This window comes from Parvibaculum sp., from assembly GCF_049671045.1.
Classification (GTDB): domain Bacteria; phylum Pseudomonadota; class Alphaproteobacteria; order Parvibaculales; family Parvibaculaceae; genus Parvibaculum.
Window position 1 is genome coordinate 1 of sequence record NZ_JBATUH010000068.1, and the last position, 16,560, is coordinate 16,560.

General features: G+C 65.0%; 19 protein-coding genes and 1 riboswitch. Of the genes, 8 read left to right on the forward strand and 11 right to left on the reverse strand.

The window, feature by feature from the left end; all coding sequences use genetic code 11:
* Positions 1–86: 86 nt before the first annotated feature.
* Positions 87–320, reverse strand: a riboswitch (cobalamin riboswitch).
* Positions 321–367: 47 nt separating this feature from the next.
* From WBG82_RS08175 to WBG82_RS08210, 8 genes are all read right to left on the reverse strand, one after another.
* The gene (locus WBG82_RS08175) at positions 368–979 is read right to left on the reverse strand and encodes a phosphatase PAP2 family protein (protein ID WP_424423571.1); all 612 of its coding nucleotides are present in this window, start codon (positions 977–979) and stop codon (positions 368–370) included.
* A 36-nt stretch (positions 980–1,015) separates the two neighbouring features.
* Complete coding sequence (locus WBG82_RS08180) at positions 1,016–2,269, reverse strand: hypothetical protein (protein ID WP_424423573.1); 1,254 nt, start codon at positions 2,267–2,269, stop codon at positions 1,016–1,018.
* A gap of 19 nt (positions 2,270–2,288) precedes the next feature.
* Positions 2,289–3,122, reverse strand: a complete 834-nt coding sequence (locus WBG82_RS08185; RefSeq protein WP_424423575.1) for an outer membrane lipoprotein-sorting protein — start codon at positions 3,120–3,122, stop codon at positions 2,289–2,291.
* A 163-nt stretch (positions 3,123–3,285) separates the two neighbouring features.
* Complete coding sequence (locus WBG82_RS08190; protein WP_424423577.1) at positions 3,286–4,131, reverse strand: TauD/TfdA dioxygenase family protein; 846 nt, start codon at positions 4,129–4,131, stop codon at positions 3,286–3,288.
* Positions 4,132–4,153: 22 nt separating this feature from the next.
* The gene (locus WBG82_RS08195; RefSeq protein ID WP_424423579.1) at positions 4,154–4,765 is read right to left on the reverse strand and encodes a glutathione S-transferase family protein; all 612 of its coding nucleotides are present in this window, start codon (positions 4,763–4,765) and stop codon (positions 4,154–4,156) included.
* A 62-nt stretch (positions 4,766–4,827) separates the two neighbouring features.
* Entirely contained in the window at positions 4,828–5,514 is a 687-nt protein-coding gene (locus WBG82_RS08200) for a VOC family protein (protein ID WP_424423582.1), read from the reverse strand.
* A 15-nt stretch (positions 5,515–5,529) separates the two neighbouring features.
* Positions 5,530–6,672 (reverse strand): thiolase C-terminal domain-containing protein, encoded by a 1,143-nt coding sequence (locus WBG82_RS08205; protein ID WP_424423585.1) that lies wholly within the window; start codon positions 6,670–6,672, stop codon positions 5,530–5,532.
* Positions 6,673–6,675: 3 nt separating this feature from the next.
* The gene (locus tag WBG82_RS08210) at positions 6,676–7,089 is read right to left on the reverse strand and encodes a Zn-ribbon domain-containing OB-fold protein (RefSeq protein ID WP_424423587.1); all 414 of its coding nucleotides are present in this window, start codon (positions 7,087–7,089) and stop codon (positions 6,676–6,678) included.
* Positions 7,090–7,252: 163 nt separating this feature from the next.
* Here WBG82_RS08210 and WBG82_RS08215 point away from each other — a divergent pair, with 163 nt between their 5' ends.
* Complete coding sequence (locus WBG82_RS08215; RefSeq protein ID WP_424423590.1) at positions 7,253–7,552, forward strand: hypothetical protein; 300 nt, start codon at positions 7,253–7,255, stop codon at positions 7,550–7,552.
* A 2-nt stretch (positions 7,553–7,554) separates the two neighbouring features.
* Here the strand turns inward: WBG82_RS08215 and WBG82_RS08220 are convergent, their stop codons facing one another.
* Positions 7,555–8,226: a nitroreductase gene (locus WBG82_RS08220; RefSeq protein ID WP_424423592.1), complete on the reverse strand. Its 672-nt coding sequence runs from the start codon at positions 8,224–8,226 to the stop codon at positions 7,555–7,557.
* 12 nt (positions 8,227–8,238) lie between these two features.
* Positions 8,239–9,474 (reverse strand): acyl-CoA dehydrogenase family protein, encoded by a 1,236-nt coding sequence (locus tag WBG82_RS08225; RefSeq protein ID WP_424423593.1) that lies wholly within the window; start codon positions 9,472–9,474, stop codon positions 8,239–8,241.
* 188 nt (positions 9,475–9,662) lie between these two features.
* Here WBG82_RS08225 and WBG82_RS08230 point away from each other — a divergent pair, with 188 nt between their 5' ends.
* Complete coding sequence (locus tag WBG82_RS08230) at positions 9,663–10,994, forward strand: MFS transporter (protein ID WP_424423596.1); 1,332 nt, start codon at positions 9,663–9,665, stop codon at positions 10,992–10,994.
* Between the two features lie 109 nt (positions 10,995–11,103).
* Entirely contained in the window at positions 11,104–11,622 is a 519-nt protein-coding gene (locus WBG82_RS08235) for a PAS domain-containing protein (protein WP_424423598.1), read from the forward strand.
* Positions 11,623–11,631: 9 nt separating this feature from the next.
* Here the strand turns inward: WBG82_RS08235 and WBG82_RS08240 are convergent, their stop codons facing one another.
* Entirely contained in the window at positions 11,632–12,552 is a 921-nt protein-coding gene (locus tag WBG82_RS08240; RefSeq protein ID WP_424423600.1) for an alpha/beta fold hydrolase, read from the reverse strand.
* Between the two features lie 312 nt (positions 12,553–12,864).
* Here WBG82_RS08240 and ykgO point away from each other — a divergent pair, with 312 nt between their 5' ends.
* From ykgO to WBG82_RS08265, 5 genes are all read left to right on the forward strand, one after another.
* Positions 12,865–12,990, forward strand: coding sequence for a type B 50S ribosomal protein L36 (ykgO, locus tag WBG82_RS08245; protein ID WP_324297007.1), 126 nt, complete (start codon positions 12,865–12,867; stop codon positions 12,988–12,990).
* Between the two features lie 94 nt (positions 12,991–13,084).
* Positions 13,085–13,696, forward strand: a complete 612-nt coding sequence (locus WBG82_RS08250) for an HAD family hydrolase (protein ID WP_424423603.1) — start codon at positions 13,085–13,087, stop codon at positions 13,694–13,696.
* Between the two features lie 133 nt (positions 13,697–13,829).
* On the forward strand, positions 13,830–14,885 hold the full coding sequence (locus WBG82_RS08255; protein ID WP_424423605.1) for a saccharopine dehydrogenase family protein: 1,056 nt from the start codon (positions 13,830–13,832) through the stop codon (positions 14,883–14,885).
* Between the two features lie 129 nt (positions 14,886–15,014).
* On the forward strand, positions 15,015–15,560 hold the full coding sequence (locus WBG82_RS08260) for a tetratricopeptide repeat protein (RefSeq protein ID WP_424423607.1): 546 nt from the start codon (positions 15,015–15,017) through the stop codon (positions 15,558–15,560).
* A 6-nt stretch (positions 15,561–15,566) separates the two neighbouring features.
* Positions 15,567–16,559, forward strand: a complete 993-nt coding sequence (locus tag WBG82_RS08265) for an alpha/beta fold hydrolase (protein ID WP_424423609.1) — start codon at positions 15,567–15,569, stop codon at positions 16,557–16,559.
* Position 16,560: the final 1 nt, after the last annotated feature.

Below are 16,560 nucleotides of genomic sequence, written 5' to 3' on the forward strand. Positions count from 1 at the left end.
GGGACAGACGCGGCAGGCGGACGCGGACGAAACCTGTCGCGTCATCATGCGGTCTTGCCGCCCGGCTGGCACACCCCGGCCACCGGCAGATGACGCGCTTGACGGCAGGTCTCCTGGCTCGCGGGTCGTGGGCACCGTTCCGCCTTCCCGATCTTTGGCCGTTGCCGGCCGGTATCAGTGGCTGTGTGGAACCGGGCCTCGCCGCTTACAGTTGCGGGGGCAGCCAGGGAATTGGCGCCGTGTCACGCCTCACCCTGTTCCCTCTTGCCTCCCTTGAAGGCGAATCCGCCTCCTCGGGAACCATCGAGCGTGGGCACTATAGAAGCCGGGCGCGGCCTGTCAAACCGCAGAGAGTGGGCGGAGCTGGTCAGCCGCAAACGCCGAAGGCGGACATGAGGCGGATCGCAAAGGCGGCGATGTGTCCTTCGACGGACAGCGTCCTGCCGCGAAGCAGGAAGGCGAGGGCGAGCGGCAGGAGCAGAAGGAGAAAGACGAGCCGCGGCCGGGGGGAAAGTGCGTCAGCCGGCGGACCCATGCGCCAGAGAAGCGCCGGGGCCGAAAGCCCGATGGCGCTGCCGATCAGCACCTCGGACAGGGAATGCGCGCCGAGATAGACGCGCGACACGGCGACGCCGATGCTGGCGAGAAACGCCGTCGAGATGAAAAGCGCCTGCAATCGGCGATCGTCGGCGAATTTCGCCCAGAGCACGGCAAAGCCTCCATAGGCGGCGATCGCCGCCGCCGCATGGCCGCTCGGGCTGCGGATGCCGAGGCCAGGAAGGAGGTGCCCGCAAGGGACGAAGACAATCTTGGCGACAAGCGTGGCGAAGAGCGGAACGAAAATGGCGACGCACCAGAGAAGCGCTTCCCGGCGCGCGCCCGCTGCCGCAAGCGCGATGGCGACGGTCGCCGCGAAGGGCAGGATCACGGCCTGATCGCCAAGCTCGGTCATGAAAGTCAGGATCTGCGCAATCGGCATGCCCGGAGTCGACCCTTGTCGGTGAGCGGAAATGCCTCAGAAATAACGGGCTATGCGAAGCTGCACATAGTCGTCATCGGCGATGCTGTAAACCGGATCCCGGCGCGGCACATTGCCGAAGAAATAGGCTTCGAGCGAGAGCCTGTAGTCATCGCCGAGGCGGCGTTCGCCCTTGAAGCGCAGGCCGAGCGCGCCGGTCGAGGCGTCCATCACCGCTCCGCCGAGGAGGCTCGTCGATGCGGCGTCATTCGCCGTCCAGCGCAGCGCGAGGAAGCCATCGTTCTGATAGGGGTTGCGCGCCGTCATGCCCCGGCTGTCGAGCGCATATTCGGCGACGAGCCCGAGGTCATTATCCGTACCGAGAATACCGTAGAGCGTATATTCGATGCCGCCCGTCGCGGCTTCATATTCCCGGCCGAGTTCGCGCCGCCAAAAGCCCTCGAATTTGTAGAGCCAGGCGCCCTTCGTCGCCTGCACGTCGAGCGACGCCTGCTTCATCTGCGCATAGAAGGGCGCAAGCACGAGGTCGCCATCCTTGCTCAATGCAGGCGTCAGGATCGGCTCGCGGTTCGTGCCCTGAAAATAGGCGACCCCCAGATCGATATCCCCGAAGTGGTTGGAGTAGCGCACCGCGCCGTCGACATGGCGTTGCTGCCGCGAGCTTTCATAGCGTGTGAGGCTCGGATCGACGGGAATGTCGAAAGCCGGCCGGCCGTTCGGGCCGGCGAATGTCCGCTCGCGGAACCAGGGAAGAACGAAGACGTCGACCGTGCCGAAGTTCTGCGTGGTGCGCAGCCGCACCATGGGCTGACCTAGCCGCGCCTCCTGCTTGATCGGGTCTTCGAGGAGGTCGGTCTGATTGACGACATCGACGAGGTGCACGGCCTCCGTCACGCCCCAGAAGACCTTGTCGAAACCGGCGCGAAACTCCCAGTCGCCCATGACCCTGGCGTAGCGTGCTTCGCGCAGGTCCCAATGGGTACGCCGGCTGTCGCGCTGATCGAGGCGTCCAAACGGCGTGAAGACAAGAGACTGATTGCCGCCGTCCCAGAAATATTTCGCGGTGATCTCGCCCGCGATCGAAAGATCGCTATCCGTCTGGCGCGAATTGCTGGCGGCCTGCGTGAAGGCGCGGATCTCGGGCTCGATCGAGCCACGGAGGGTGAAATCATCCGCATGCGCCGCATTGAGCGCCGCCATGCTCGCGGCGAGACAGAACCCCGTCGCGGCTAGCCAACGCCTGAGAGGAAGGGCGCGCCCCGTCATGCCCATGTCGCCAGTCCTTGTCATCTGATCGCCCGCCGGTGCCTCACCGCGCCCGCTCGAGGCTTGCCGTGGTGAAGTCGCTCTGCGTCAGGCCGGTGTGGAAGCTGTATCCGAGCCAGATGAGGCGCGTCGTCTTTTTCGTGACGTGGTTCACCATGTCGAGCTCGCCGGGACGCCAGAACTTGCCCTCATAGAGCTTGTAGTCCTGATAGGTGAGCGTCTTCAAAAGCGCGTCCTTGCGGTCGTAATAGTCGATCTTGCGGAACTGATAGTCCGTCGTATCGACCCAGACGATTTCGCGCGTATAGCCGGAATCCTCATATTGCGGCGTGCGCTCGACCACATGGCAGGTGCGATCTCCGCATGCCTCGTCCTTCAGCCATTTGTAGGCGAATTTTCCGATCTGCTGCGTGGAGAAATCCTCGAAGGCGAATTCGCTGCCGACGAAGGGCCCCGACTTGTTGGACGAGGAGATGCGCTTCACGCGCTTCACCGTCGGCAGATAGAGCCATTGCTCGTCGGCCTGTTTCACATGGGAGTAGGTGAGAAGGGCCGTTCCCTCGATATCGGCCGGCTTGTCGAAGACCATGAGGCTCCAATGGCCGTCATTACCGTCGGGATTTTCGAGCATGGTGAAGCGCAGCACGCGCTCGCTCGTCTCGCCGGAGGCATTGGTCAGCACCATCTTCATGTCCGCCCTGGCGTCGCCCCAGCCGATATCGCGCTTGTCGTTCTCCTGCGCGATGGCGAGCCCGCGCGCGTCGGCATTCTCCGGCCCCGGAAGCCCGGGCGCCTCGGCGCGCGCCGTGGCTGCAAGAACGATGGACACCAGAAAGGCGGCGCAGACCCCCCCGCGCCTCATCGACTTCACATTCATCTCGACCCCCCGGGAAGCCTCGCGGCTCCGATCAGTTTTGCGCGGCTGCAATCAGCGGCGCGCGTCCAAATGCATCGATGCGTGCATGATGCACACCGAAACGCGGGTTTCAAAGACGAAAGCGGACAAAAGCCCGCTCTCTTCCCGGAAAGGCCGTCTTTTCTTAGAACGGACGGTCGCCGTTAACCGTCACGCGCTCCATGTGGCGGCGATGGCCGTGATAATCGTTGAGCGCGAAATGCTGCGTACAGCGATTGTCCCAGAAGGCGAGCGCGTTCGGCGTCCAGCGGAAGCGGCAGGTGAAACCTTCCTGCGTGCAATGCTCGAAAAGGAAGCGCAGAAGCGGTGCGCTCTCGCGCCTCGTCATGCCCACAAATCGCTCGGTGAAGGCGGGATTGACGTAAAGCGCCTTGCGGCCCGTTCCGGGGTGTGTGCGCACGACCGGATGCTCGAACGAAGGCACGTCATCGCCCGCCGTCGTAACTTCCATCGACTTGCGCTTCTGCGCCGAATGTCCGCGCTCGCTATATTCGCCCTTGGCGGTGTGCACGGCCTTGAGCCCGTCGAGCATCTTCTTCATGCCGTCGGAGAGCGTCTCATAGGCGAGATACTGGTTCGCCCAGAGCGTGTCGCCGCCATAGGGCGGAACCTCCTTGGCATAGAGGATCGAGCCGAGCGCGGGCTCCTCGAGAAACGACATGTCGGTGTGCCATCCGCCGCCGAAATTCACCTTGTCGTCCGGCTCCTTGACGATCTGCATGATCTCGGGATGCCCGTCCATTCCCTTCACGTAAGGGTGGATGTTGAGCGTGCCGAAGCGGCGGCCGAAGGCCTTGTGCTGCTCATGCGTCAGATGCTGATCGCGGAAGAAGATGACCTGATGGTCGAGAAACGCCCGGTGAATGTCGTCGAAGGTTTCGTTGTCGAGGTCGGCGGAAAGATCGACGCCCGTGATCTCGGCGCCGAGCGCGCCGGAAATGCGGTTCACCTGGATTTTATTGTAGGTCATCTTCGTCTCCGTGCCTTCGGCCTTATTTCGCCGTCGCCTTCTGGAAGCCAGGGCGCGCCGCCAGACGGCCGAAATAAGCGACGACATTGGGATAATCGTCGCTCAGCAGGCCGAACATCTTGCTGAGCAGCAGGTTGTAGCCGAGCATCGTGTCGGCCGCAGTGAAGTCGTTGCCGCAGATGAACGGCTTGCCCGCCAGCTCGCGGTCGAGAACGCTCAGCACCTTCTTCGCCTTCGCCTGCGATTCCATGACGAGCTGCGGGATGCGCTCCGCCTCGGGGCGGATGAAGGCGTGCTGCGCGATATTGCCGAGCGGCGGCATGAAGGTCGCCTCGGCGAAATGCAGCCAGTAGAGGAAGCGCGCATGCTCCGGCGTTCCGGCCTTGGGCTCGAGCCGCCCCTTGCCGTATTTTGCAAGGATGTACTGGGTGATGGCGCCGGACTCGTTGAGAATGAGCCCGTCCTCGTCGATCGAGGGAACCTGGCCATAGGGATGGATCGCCAGATATTCTTCCGATTGCAGATCCTTCGGATTGAAGGCGAGGGTCTTCAGCTCGTAGGGAAGGCCCAGCTCCTCCAGAAGCCAGACGATGCGCACCGAGCGCGTATTGGGTGCGTGATAGACCTTGATCATCCGAGCCTCCGGGTTGAGCTTTCTGGTTCCTTGTTGGCTCTCAGTCTATCCGAAGTGCGGGCCTAGTCGAGAGAGCCGGTGAGGGAGGCACGCTGCGAAATCTCGATCCAGTTGCCGTCGGGATCGCGGACGAAGGAGATGCGCGCGACCTTGCCGAGCGTCTGCGGCGCCCGGCCCTCGCGGCCGCCCCGCGCGAGCACGCCCCGGTGTTCCTCGTCAGTCTTCCAGACCTGCACGGTCAGATAGCGAAAGCCCGTGCCTTCGAGGGCCGCATCGGCCGGCGCATCGGCCGTCTCCTCGAACATGACGACGCTGTCGCCCCAGTAGAATGAATTGCCGCCTGCCTCGGGCACATCGGGAAGGCCGAGAGCGATGGCATAGAAGCGCCTATGCGCCGCCGCGTCGCGCACCGCGAGTTTGACGCCGATGCGGGTGATGCCGAAAGTGCCGGGCGGCACCAGCGTCACCCTGTTGCCGTCCGGGTCGGCGAGGTTTCGCGGCCCGGAAAGGCCCTCGCGCGCGATGAGAAGCTCGCGGTAGCCGGAAGGCGCGCCGTCGGGCAGGGGCGCGCGCGAGCTGTTGATCTTGAGCACCGAGCCGAGGAGATCGTGCCGGTGCTGCACGAGCCCCTGTCCGAGCGGCAGCGTGTGGTCGAAGGGAAGCCCGATCTCACTTTGATAGAAATCGAGCATCGCCTCGGGATGGTTGGTGAAGAGGCCAACATCGATCCTTGGTTTCGCCAGGTTCATGATGGCCTCTCCGCCTTATGGCGCCTCGTTCGAGAAGACGATGGTGCCGGAAGAGGCGAACATGCCGCCGACGCCGTGGGCGATGGAGATTTTCGCGCCCGGCACCTGCGCCGGCGCGATGCCTCGCATCTGCCGCACGCTTTCCTGCAGCGCGTACATGCCATACATGCCCGAATGCATGTAGGAGAGGCCGCCGCCATTGGTGTTGAGCGGCAGCTTGCCGCCCGGCGCCGTGTTGCGCTCGCGGATGAAGGCCGCGCCTTCGCCGCGCTCGCAGAAGCCGAGATCCTCGAGCCCGTAGATCGGCAGATGCGCGAAGGCGTCATAGATCATCAGATGATCGACATCCTTGTGCGTGATGCCCGCCTCGGCGAACGCCTTGCTGCCGGAAACGCGGAACGCCCTGGAAGTCGTGAAGTCCTCCATCTGGCTGATCATCGGCGTTTCGCAGCTCTCGCCCGTGCCGAGGATATAGACCGGCTTCTGCGGAAAATCCTTCGCCCGCTCGGCGCTCGTCAGGATGAGCGCGCCGCCGCCATCGGTGACGAGGCAGCACATGAGAAGCCGGAACGGCCAGGCGATCATCCTGGAATTGAGAACGTCGTCGACCGTGATCGGATCGCGGAACGAGGCGCGGGGGTTTTTCGCCGCCCATTCGCGCTGGATGACCGCGACCATGGCCACGTCTTCCTCCGTCACGCCATAGGTCTTCATGTAGCGCAGCGCCGGAATGGTGAACATGGTCGGCGGGTTGGTGATGCCATAGGGCACCTCGAACTGCCCCATCTGGCTTGCCGGATCGCGGCTCATGCGCCGCGCGCCGACGCGCGAGCGGCCCGATTCCGCATGCGTGATGAGAACGGTGCTGCAAAGCCCCTCATTGATGGCCGCCGCCGCATGGCGGACATGCAGCATGAAGGAGCAGCCGCCGACGCTCGTGCCGTCGACCCATGTCGGCGTGATGCCGAGATATTGCGCGATCTCGACGGGGCTGTCGCCGGCGGTGGCGATACCGTCGATATCCTTCGCGGTGAGGCCCGCATCGCGCATCGCGTTGAGCGCCGCGTCGGCGTGAAGCATGAGCTGCGACGTGTTCGGAATCTTTCCCATCTCGGTCGTTTCGGCAGCGCCGACGACCGCAACTGACTTCTGCTTCATGGCCTATCCCTTCGCCGGCCTGAACTTCGGAAGGCTGATCTCTTCATTCACCTTCTCGAAGGTCACTTCGAGGGGCATGTCGAGCTGGAGAGCTTCCGGCGTCTGCGGACAATCCACGATATTGGTCATCATGCGCGGCCCTTCCGCCAGCGTGACGACCGCGATCGAGTGCGGCGCCTCGCCGAAATCGGGGCGGGGCCGGTGATTGATGATGTAGCTGTAGAGCGTCGCCTTGCCCGATGCCGTGAAGATCTCGACATTGCGCGACGAGCAGGACGGGCAGAAGGGGCGCGGCGGGAAATATCTGTGCGAGCAATCCTTGCAGCGCTGAAGGCGCAGCTCCCCAGCCTTGCATCCGTCCCAGAAGTGCCGGGTCTCGGGCGTCGGCTGAGGAAGTGGGCGGGCATATTCCGCCATGTCTCGACCTCCTCGGAGAATTTCGGATTTCAGTGCCGACGAGAATAGCGGCGCATCATCGCTTGGCAAGGTTGCCGGATGAACAGCCGCATGCGTGGAAATGGCCAGCTTGATCGAGGGACTGGAATGGCTATATCTCTCCGGGAGCAGACCCGGAGCGCAGATGAGCCTCATCCGTCAAGCATCGTTCGCCGCCGCGCTGGCCCTCGGGCTCGGCCTGGGCGGCGTTGCCCTTGCGGCAGGGCCCGCCGCCGCGCCGCAGAGCGCGGCCGGCATGGCGGGCGAGCTTGCCGTGGGACAGATCGCGGGCGGACTTTCAGATCCGGTGCCGATCATCGCCACGCCCGCCGGCCTCATGCTCTTCATGTTCGGTCCGCCGGAGGAGGCGGCGCCCCCGTCCGGCAAGCTCCGCACGATCCCCAAAGCGCGGACGCTTCAGACGCACCGCATCGGCCAGCGCTGAGATCAATCGAAGCCGTGAAAGGTCACGAAGTCTGAAAGCGGCTCCCGCTCGGCGACGAGCGTGTTCACCGGCGCGCTCTCGTCGGCATAACCGAGCGACATTCCGCAGATGATGTACTCGTCCTCCGGCACGCCGAGCACGCGGCGCGTCACCGACCAGTAATTGTTCCACGCGCCTTGCGCGCAGGTGTCGAGGCCGCGCGCCTTCGCCGCGAGCATGATCGACTGCATGAGGATACCGATGTCGATGAAGCTCATCGCATCGAGATCCTTGTCGAGCGTGAAGATGAGGCCGACCGGCGCGTCGAAGAACTGGTAGTTGCGGCCCCATTGCCGCCAGTTCGCCTCCTTGTCGCCCTTCGGGATTCCGAGCAGCGAATACATCTCCTTGCCGAGTGTGCGCATGCGCGTGATGTAGGGCTCCTTACGCTTCGATGTGCGCGGGAATTCGGCACCTTCATCGGCCGGCTGCGTCTCGCGATGGGCGAGCACTTCCGCTTCGAGGCGCAGTCTCGTCTCACCCGCGACGACATGGACCTTCCAGGGCTGGATGTTCGTGCCGGAGGGCGCGCGCGAGGCGATTTCCAGAATTTCCGTCACGAGCGAAAGGGGAACGGGATCGGGCCTGAAAGCGCGAATGGATTTACGCGCCGTGAGCGCGTCGTCGATATGCATGGAACAGGGGCCTCAAAGTCCGAGAACGGCTTTCGCCATGATGTTGCGCTGGATTTCGTTCGTGCCCGCATAGATCGAGCCGGCGCGATCGTTGAGATATTTTGCCGTGACGGGCCAGCTATGCTCCGGGCCGACCGGCGTTCGGTTGTCGCTCGGGGCGGTGAAGCCCGGCACGGGACCGCCGGGGCGTGTCGCATGCGGCTGGTAGGGCAGGGCATAATGGGCGGCGGCCTCGAGCGCAAGCTCGGTGAGGAGTTGAGAGATTTCCGTGCCGCGCGTCTTGAGCAGCGAGGATTCGGCTCCCGGCGCCTCGCCATTCGAGAGTGCCGACATGATGCGGTGCTCGGTGAATTCGAGGCCCGTGATCTCGACGCCCGCCGCCGCGATCTTCGCCGCGAAAGCCGCATCGTCGATCAGGCGCGCGCCGTCCGATCCGCGCTCCGCCCGCGCCATGGCGCGGATGCGCTCGAGCCGCGTGGCGAGGCCCGGCGCATAGGCATGGCCGCCGCGCTCGAACTGCATCAGATATTTTGCCACCGTCCAGCCATCGCCGACCTTGCCGACGACATTGGCCTTCGGAACCTTCACATCGGTGAAGAAGACCTGGTTCTGGATGTGCTCGCCCGACAGCATGACCAGCGGCTCGACCTTGACGCCGGCCGTCTCCATGTCGATCAGCAGGAAGGTGATGCCGCGCTGGGGAATGTCTTCCTTCGAGGTGCGGACGAGATTGAAAATGCGGTTGGCGTAGTTCGCATGCGTCGTCCAGATCTTCGAGCCGTTGCAGAGGAAATGATCGCCCATGTCGACGGCGCTCATCTGGAGCGAGGCGAGGTCGGAGCCCGAGCCCGGCTCCGAATAGCCCTGACACCAGAAATCCGCGCCCGAGAGGATGCGCGGCAGGTAGAAGGCTTTCTGCTCCGCCGTGCCGTGGCCGATCAGCACCGGCCCGCACATGCCGACCCCCATGGGCGAAAGCGGTGGCGCGCCAGCCGCCGACAATTCGCTGGCGAAGATGTAGTGCTGCATCACCGACCAGTCGCAGCCTCCATATTCGACCGGCCAGGCCGGCGCGACCCAGCCCTTCGCGTGAAGGGCGCGGTGCCAGGTCATGGTCGTTTCGTAGTCGGCATAGACGCTGGTCATGAGCTTGCCGGTCGCGCGAAGTTTCGGCGTCAGCTTCTCGTCGAGAAAGCGGCGCACCTCGTCGCGGAAGGCTGCGTCCCGCGCGCTCAAGGCCAGATCCATCGTCAGTCTCCAATGGGCAAAATATCGATATGCGGAGGTTAGGCACGTATTCCGGATTGGCAAGCGATGTCGCGGGCGGCGCTCGCACAATTATGTGATGGGCAGGGATTGGCGGCCCCTCGCGATTCACGTAAATGAGGGGGCCCGATTGAGGTTCGGCAGAGGCCCCTTGTCGATCCGGAACATGCATGTCGATCCAGAATAAAGACGAGCCCGTTGCAGTGATGGCGAGCCCGGAGTTGGAGCCGGAGCCGAGAATAACCACGCCAGCCGAGCGGCAGCGCGCCTTTCGCGTCCTCTTCCTCTGTCAGCTGGCCGGCGGCATGGGCCAGACGCTCGTCTATGCCGTGCTGCCGCCCATCGCCCGCAGGCTTGGCATGGGCGAGTTCGAGACGACGATGATCTATTCGTTGTCGGCCTTTCTCTGGGTCGTCACCAGCCCCTTCTGGGGGCGGCGCAGCGACGTCGTCGGGCGAAAGCCCATCATGCTCGTGGGGCTTCTGGCCTTCGCCATCTCGACCGCGCTCTTTGCCGTCGTGGTGCTGATCGGCCTCTGGGGCTGGCTGCCTCTCGTCATCACCTTTCCGCTTCTCATGCTCTCGCGTGCGATCTTCGGAGGGTTCGGCTCGGGCAACGGGTCGGCGGCGCAAGCCTATGTCGCCGACCGCACGACGCGCTCGGAGCGCGCGGCGGGCGTCGCCTCGCTCGGCGCCGCCTTCGGCCTCGGCACCGCGATCGGGCCGGGCGTTGCCGCCGCCTTCGCGCAGCTCCATGTCGTCGCCCCGTTTTTCGCCGTGGCGGCGCTCGCCTTTGTCAGCGCCGGCCTCATCTGGTTCTTTCTGCCGGAGCGCACGCGCCCCTCGTTTCATGTGAGCGAGAAGCAGAGCCGGCGCGCGGGCCTTCGCTGGTACGACAAGAAGGCGCTTCCCTGGGTCGTCATCAGCGTTATCCTGAGCTTCGCCCAGGCGATCGTGATGCAGCTCTGCGCGTTCTATTTCATGGACGTGCTGAAGCTGAGCGGGGATGAGGCCATGCAGATGGTGAGCATCGGCCTCATGGCTATGGCCATGGCGACGCTGTTCGCCCAGATCGGCCTCATCCAGCGCTTCAACCTGTCGGTGCAGTTCCTGCTGCGCTGGGGTTCGGTGACGATGCTCTTTTCCTTCGCGGGCCTCATCATCGGCAATTCATACGGGCTTCTCGTCGCGGCGCTGACCCTGAGCGGCCTCGGCTTCGGCCTGCTCCGCCCCGGCTTGCAGGCGGGCGCCTCGCTCTCCGTTTCCCGGCGCGATCAGGGCGCGATGGCGGGCCTCATCAGCGGCACCTCGGCGACCGGCATGATTCTCAATCCCTTCATCGGCATTCCGCTTTACGGCTTCATGCATCAGGCGCCGTTCATCGTCGGCGGGCTGCTCGTGCTTCTGGTTCTCGCCTTCGCGGTCTTCCACCCGACCATGCGCGGGCTGACGCAGCCGGCGGAGGATTTCGAGGACGAGGAGGAGGGGCTCGGCTTCCAGTAAGGCGGACGGGGGGAAGCCGGGCAGGGGAAGCCGGGCGCGGGAATTTATAAGACCTGCGCAATATTTTCCCGTTATGGTCCGCCCCCGGTCGGAAGGGCGGGGGGCTCGATTGTCATTCGAACAGTTGCTGAGCGGTGTCTCGGAGGGCGCGTTGCGCGCCGTCGCGATCCATTGGAACGAGGCTCGCGGCCAGCGCCGGATGCCGGGCTGGCCGGACATCAGGCCGGGCGCGATCGTGCGCCAGCTCCCCATCGTCTGGTCGTGGAAATATGACCGCGAGGCGGACCTTTTCGTCGGGCGCCTTGCGGGCGAGGAGATCGTCGAGGCGTTCGGCGAGAGCCTGCGTGGCAAGACGGCGGAGGAATTCTTCAGGAACCGGGGCGGCGAGGCCATCGTCGCCCGCCACCGCCAGGTCGTGCTCATGCCCTGCTATTTCCACGGGACGGGCGCCGTCTTCGCCCATGCCGGCCGGATCGTCGTCGGCGAGCGCATCATCCTGCCGCTCGCGGCGGATGGCGAAACGCCCGACGGCATTCTGGGCGCGACGGTCTACCGTTATCTGAAGCCGGCGTCTGACGCGGGCGGAGCGAATCTGACCGATGAGAGCGGGACCTTCGTCCCTCTCTAGCCTTCGAGGTCAGCCAAGCGCCCCTTCCGCTTCCCATTGCGCCATCAGCGTCGCGACGGCCGCAGCGAAGGCATGCGGCTGGTCGAGCATGATGTGGTGCTGCGCGCCGGGGATCGTGAAGACAGGCTTCTCGGGCGAAAGCTTTCGCAGATAGTCCACGGTCGAGGGATTGTAGTCCTTGCTCTCGAGGCCGAGCATGGTCGCGCCCTTGCAGGCGAGGTTCTTGTAGATGTCGGCGTGATCGTCGCCCATCCGCAGCCCGTTGAAGAGTTCGGCGTCGAACTTCCACGTCCAGCCGGCCTCGTCCGAATGGCGGCGGCCGGGATTCTCGCCGCGCTTCACCTCGCGCAGGCTGAGATCGCCGATAAAGTCGATGATGAAGCCATTGGCGCAGGGCTGGAGCGGCGCCAGGCGGAAGCGCGCTCGCGCCGTCTCGAAATTGGGATAGATGCGCGTCGGCCGGCGCTGATTGTCGAGGAACCATTCATGGCGCTCCTCGGGCGCGCGGACCGTGAAGTCGGCGAGGATGATGCCGCCCAGCCGCTCGCCATGATACTTGCCCGCCATGAGCGTCACGAAGCCGCCGAAGGAATGGCCGACGACCACGGGCTTCGGCCCGAGGCCCGCATCGAAGGCGACCGCGCCGATCTCATCCGCGAAGCTCTCGCGCGAATAGCGCTCGCGCCAGTCGCTGTCGCCCATGCCGCCAAGGTCCATGGCGGCGACGTTGTAGCGGTTGGTCAGAAGGGGCGCGATGAAGGAAAACCACTCCGCATGGGCGCCGTTGCCATGGACGAACAGCACGCCCGGCCGTTTTGGATCGTCATTGCCCCAGCGCAGATAGTGGATGCGCGCGCCGTCGACCGTCACGCGGCGGCTCTCGCGCGGCGCCGCCAGCGCCTCCCGGAACCACTGCGGACGATGCCGCATCACATCCTCATCGGGGAGCGTGCGGACCGGAGGTTCTGAAGGAGTGGGCTTGTCGAACGCCATTTACATACCGTCGGGGATATCTGTGGCATCGAAAGTGACGCCAGTGCCATTTTCTGTATGGCCGGTGATGTAAACTGTTTTGTGGGCGGGGAAAAGACCCGGGCGAAGCCGATCCAGAGTCTGGTTGACAGGGCGGGGTCTGCCCCTTAGTTTCCGCGCCAACTCCAAGGCTGTCCGGCCCGAAATGCCGATGGCGAGGCTTTCCGGCCAACGCCCAGCCCGTTGAATTCTGGCCCCGAAGGTTTCGTCATGAAGATTCGTAACTCCTTGAAATCGCTGCGTACTCGCCACCGCGACAACCGTCTCGTCCGGCGCAAGGGGCGTATCTACATCATCAACAAGACGAATCCCCGCTACAAGGCCCGCCAGGGCTGATCGGCGGAGCCGTCCGCGTGGCTTCGGGCCCGCACTCTTCATTCACGAAAAGGCCGTGCCGCAGGGCGCGGCCTTTTTGTTTCGGGAGGCCGTGATGGCGCAGATCGACACCGTGGTCTTCGATCTCGGCAATGTGCTCTTCCAGTGGGACCCGCGCCATCTCTACCGTCGCCATTTCGCCTCCGAGGCGGAGATGGAGCACTTCCTCGCCACCGTCTGCACGCTCGAATGGCATCTCGCGCATGATTATGGCGTCTCCTTCGAGGAGAACGCCGCCTGCCTCAAGGCGCTCCATCCCGGCGCGGCGGCGCTGATCGACCTCTGGCGGACAGGGTTTCAGGAGATGATTCCCGGTCCCGTTCCCGGCACGTCGGCGCTCATTACCGCGCTGAAGGCGCGGGGGCACCGCCTCCATGGCCTCACCAACATGCCGGCGCCCGTCTATCCCGAGCTTTGCGTCCGCTTTCCCGAACTCGCGCTACTCGAAGAGGTGGTGGTGTCGGGCGAGGAGGGCGTCATCAAGCCCGATCCGCGAATCTATGAAATCCTGATCGGCCGGACCGGCCTTGAGCCCTCGCGGGCGCTCTTCATCGACGATTCGCGGCGCAACGTCGATGCGGCGGCGGCGCTCGGCTTCCACACCCACCACTTCACCGATGCGGAGGGCTTGCGCGCCGATCTCGTGGGCCGCGGGCTGGTAGCGTGAGGCGCGCGTCTTCGACGCTCTGAGAGCGGATGGACCGGAGGTCGGGCCCGGGCTGACGGGCCGGTCATGGGCGAGGGCCCCCGAAAGGCGCTATAGTCGACCGATTGTCGGGAGGCGGAGCAACGGAGGGGAAATGAGCGGCAAGTTCATGATCTACGGCGCGACCGGCTATACGGGGAAGCTCGTCGCGCGGACCGCAAGGGCACTGGGCATGCGCCCGCTTCTCGCCGGGCGCAACGAGGCGCGGCTCAAATCCGTCGCCGGCCAGCACGGTTTCGAATATCAGGCCTTCGGCCTCAATGACAGGCAGGCGCTCACGGCGGCGCTCTCCCAGGTCGATGCGGTGCTCCATATCGCCGGTCCCTTCGCGCACACCTCGCAGCCCATGCGCGAGGCCTGCATCAGCACGAGAACGCATTACCTCGACATTACCGGCGAGATCGATGTCTTCGAGGCTTGCGCCGCCGCCGATGCCGAAGCGCGCGAGGCGGGCATCATGGTCATGCCCGGCGTTGGCTTCGATGTCGTGCCGAGCGACTGTCTCGCGGCCCATATGAAGGCGCGCATGCCCGATGCGGTCGAGCTGACGCTTGCCATATCCGGCCTCGGGCGGATGTCGCGCGGAACGGCCAAGACCGGCGTTGAAAGCATCGGCAAGGGAACGCGGGTCCGCCGCGACGGCGAGATCGTCGCGCTCGGTTCGCCGCCGCGCCGCGAGGTCGATTTCGGGCAGGGGCCGAAGCCCGCCATTGCCGTCGGCTGGGGCGATGTGGCGACCGCATATCATTCGACCGGCATTCCGAACATCACGGTCTATTTCGAGGCGAGCCCGGAACTGGAGCGCATGGCGTCGCTCGGCGCCATCGGCCGCTGGTTCGCGAGCACGGGCTTCATGCAGCGCCGGCTCAAGGGCGCCATCGAAAGTCAGCCCGAAGGACCGACCGATGCCGAGCGGCGCGAGGGCTTTGCCGTCCTTGTCGGCGAGGCGGTGAACGAGGCCGGAGACAGGATCGTGTCGCGGCTGCGGACGCCCGAGGGCTATACGCTCACCGCCATGACGAGCCTCGAGATCATGCGCCGCACGCTGGCCGGCAGGGCGGTGCCGGGCTTCCAGACGCCGTCGCGTGTTTTCGGGCCTGACTTCATCGTCGAGTTCGAGGGCTGCACCCGCCGCGACATGAACGGCTGAGCCGCACGAACTCTTGCGGCCGGGCTTGGCCCGGACTTCGCCTGCGCATATGCTTCCGCCATGGCCGGTCGCTTCCTTCTAAGCATGCTGTTGGCTGCGCAGTTCCTCATCTGCGCAGGAAGCGTTTCATTGGCGGCACCAACGCCCGGCGCGCCGGAGCTGCCGGAAGCCGGCATGGACGATCCCAAGCTTCGCGCCGTGGTGCTCGACACGCTCTTCACCGATCTTGCCCGCGCCAAGAGCGCCGACGAGGCCAAGGCGGTCAGCACGGCGATCTTTCGCGTCTGGATGTATTCCGGCAGCCCGAGCGTCGATCTGCTGATGGGGCGCGGGCTCGATGCCTTTGCGGAGAAGGATTACGACCGCGCGCTTTTCTACTTCAACGAAGTCGTGGCGATGGCGCCGGATTTCGTCGAGGGCTGGGACAAGCGCGCCGCCATTCACTACCTCAAGGACGATTACGCCTCCGCGCTGAAGGACATCGAGCGGGTGCTGAAGCTCGAGCCGCGCCATTTCGGCGCCATGGGCGGGCTCGCCGTCATGCTGCGCGATCTCGGCGACAAGAAGGGCGCTCTCGATCTCTATCGCCGCGCCCTCAAGATCAATCCGTGGCTCGATGGCGCGGAGCAGGCGGAGAAATCCCTCTCGATCGAGGTCGAGGGGCGGGGCATCTGACGGTCCATGGACGTCCTTCTGGCAGCGATCGCGGCGGGGCTTCTGGCACTCGCATTTTATTCGGCATGGTATGCGGCGCGGGTTGCAGGCCGCTTTCCGCCGAGAGGCGGCTTCGTCGAGGTTGAAGGCGTCCGCATACATTATGTCGAAATGGGCGCGGCCTCGGCCGATGCGGCGCCCATCGTTCTCGTTCACGGGGCGAGCGGCAATCTCGGCGACATGGTCGAGAGCATCATGCCGGAACTGTCGAAGCGGCATCGCGTCATCGCCTTCGACCGGCCCGGCCATGGCTGGAGCGAAAGGCCGGGCGGCGAGGACGCCTCCGATCCGGCCGAGCAGGCGCGCCTCCTCCATGAAGCGCTGATGAGGCTCGGTGTCGAACGGCCCGTGCTTCTCGGCCATAGCTGGGGCGGCGCACTCGCGGCCGCTTACGCGCTCCGCTTTCCCGACGATCTTTCGGGCCTTCTCGTTCTTTCAGGCGCCACCCATGTCTGGGAGGGCGCGGATGCCTGGTATCACAGGATCATCGCCATGCCGCTTGTCGGCTCGCTCTTCCTCCATGTGCTGATGGTGCCGGGCGGGCTCATGCTGATGGAGGCGGGCATACGCAACAATTTCGCGCCCGATCCCGTGCCGCCGCGATATGCCGAGCGGATCGGCCTGCCGCTTCTCTTCAGACCGCGCCATTTTCGCGCCAACAGCGCCGACACCCGCCGCCTGCGCGGCTTTCTCCGCGCGCAGAGCGGGCGATATGGAGAAATCCGTGTGCCGACGATCATCGTCACCGGCAATCGCGACCGCACCGTCTGGGCGAAGCTCCATTCCTATGCGCTTCATGAAGCGATTGCGGGCTCGGAGATGATCAAGCTCGTCGGTGTCGGCCACATGCCGCATCATGTGCGGCCCGATATCGTGATCGACGCGCTCTCGCGCCTCGCGCGGGGAGAGGCTCCCCGCGCGGGCACGCATGTGGTCGAGCCCGGCGCGCCGCTTCGCTGAC

Bases quoted from the DNA above. Each gene is read 5' to 3' on its own strand.
- WBG82_RS08240 (WP_424423600.1), bottom strand. From the start codon at position 12,552: ATGCGGCATCGTCCGCAGTGGTTCCGGGAGGCGCTGGCGGCGCCGCGC.
- WBG82_RS08205 (WP_424423585.1), bottom strand. From the start codon at position 6,672: ATGAAGCAGAAGTCAGTTGCGGTCGTCGGCGCTGCCGAAACGACCGAG.
- WBG82_RS08175 (WP_424423571.1), bottom strand. From the start codon at position 979: ATGCCGATTGCGCAGATCCTGACTTTCATGACCGAGCTTGGCGATCAG.
- WBG82_RS08195 (WP_424423579.1), bottom strand. From the start codon at position 4,765: ATGATCAAGGTCTATCACGCACCCAATACGCGCTCGGTGCGCATCGTC.
- WBG82_RS08200 (WP_424423582.1), bottom strand. From the start codon at position 5,514: ATGAACCTGGCGAAACCAAGGATCGATGTTGGCCTCTTCACCAACCAT.
- WBG82_RS08210 (WP_424423587.1), bottom strand. From the start codon at position 7,089: ATGGCGGAATATGCCCGCCCACTTCCTCAGCCGACGCCCGAGACCCGG.
- WBG82_RS08220 (WP_424423592.1), bottom strand. From the start codon at position 8,226: ATGCATATCGACGACGCGCTCACGGCGCGTAAATCCATTCGCGCTTTC.
- WBG82_RS08185 (WP_424423575.1), bottom strand. From the start codon at position 3,122: ATGAATGTGAAGTCGATGAGGCGCGGGGGGGTCTGCGCCGCCTTTCTG.
- WBG82_RS08190 (WP_424423577.1), bottom strand. From the start codon at position 4,131: ATGACCTACAATAAAATCCAGGTGAACCGCATTTCCGGCGCGCTCGGC.
- WBG82_RS08215 (WP_424423590.1), top strand. From the start codon at position 7,253: ATGAGCCTCATCCGTCAAGCATCGTTCGCCGCCGCGCTGGCCCTCGGG.
- WBG82_RS08265 (WP_424423609.1), top strand. From the start codon at position 15,567: ATGGACGTCCTTCTGGCAGCGATCGCGGCGGGGCTTCTGGCACTCGCA.
- WBG82_RS08250 (WP_424423603.1), top strand. From the start codon at position 13,085: ATGGCGCAGATCGACACCGTGGTCTTCGATCTCGGCAATGTGCTCTTC.
- WBG82_RS08225 (WP_424423593.1), bottom strand. From the start codon at position 9,474: ATGGATCTGGCCTTGAGCGCGCGGGACGCAGCCTTCCGCGACGAGGTG.
- WBG82_RS08255 (WP_424423605.1), top strand. From the start codon at position 13,830: ATGAGCGGCAAGTTCATGATCTACGGCGCGACCGGCTATACGGGGAAG.
- WBG82_RS08180 (WP_424423573.1), bottom strand. From the start codon at position 2,269: ATGACAAGGACTGGCGACATGGGCATGACGGGGCGCGCCCTTCCTCTC.
- ykgO (WP_324297007.1), top strand. From the start codon at position 12,865: ATGAAGATTCGTAACTCCTTGAAATCGCTGCGTACTCGCCACCGCGAC.
- WBG82_RS08230 (WP_424423596.1), top strand. From the start codon at position 9,663: ATGTCGATCCAGAATAAAGACGAGCCCGTTGCAGTGATGGCGAGCCCG.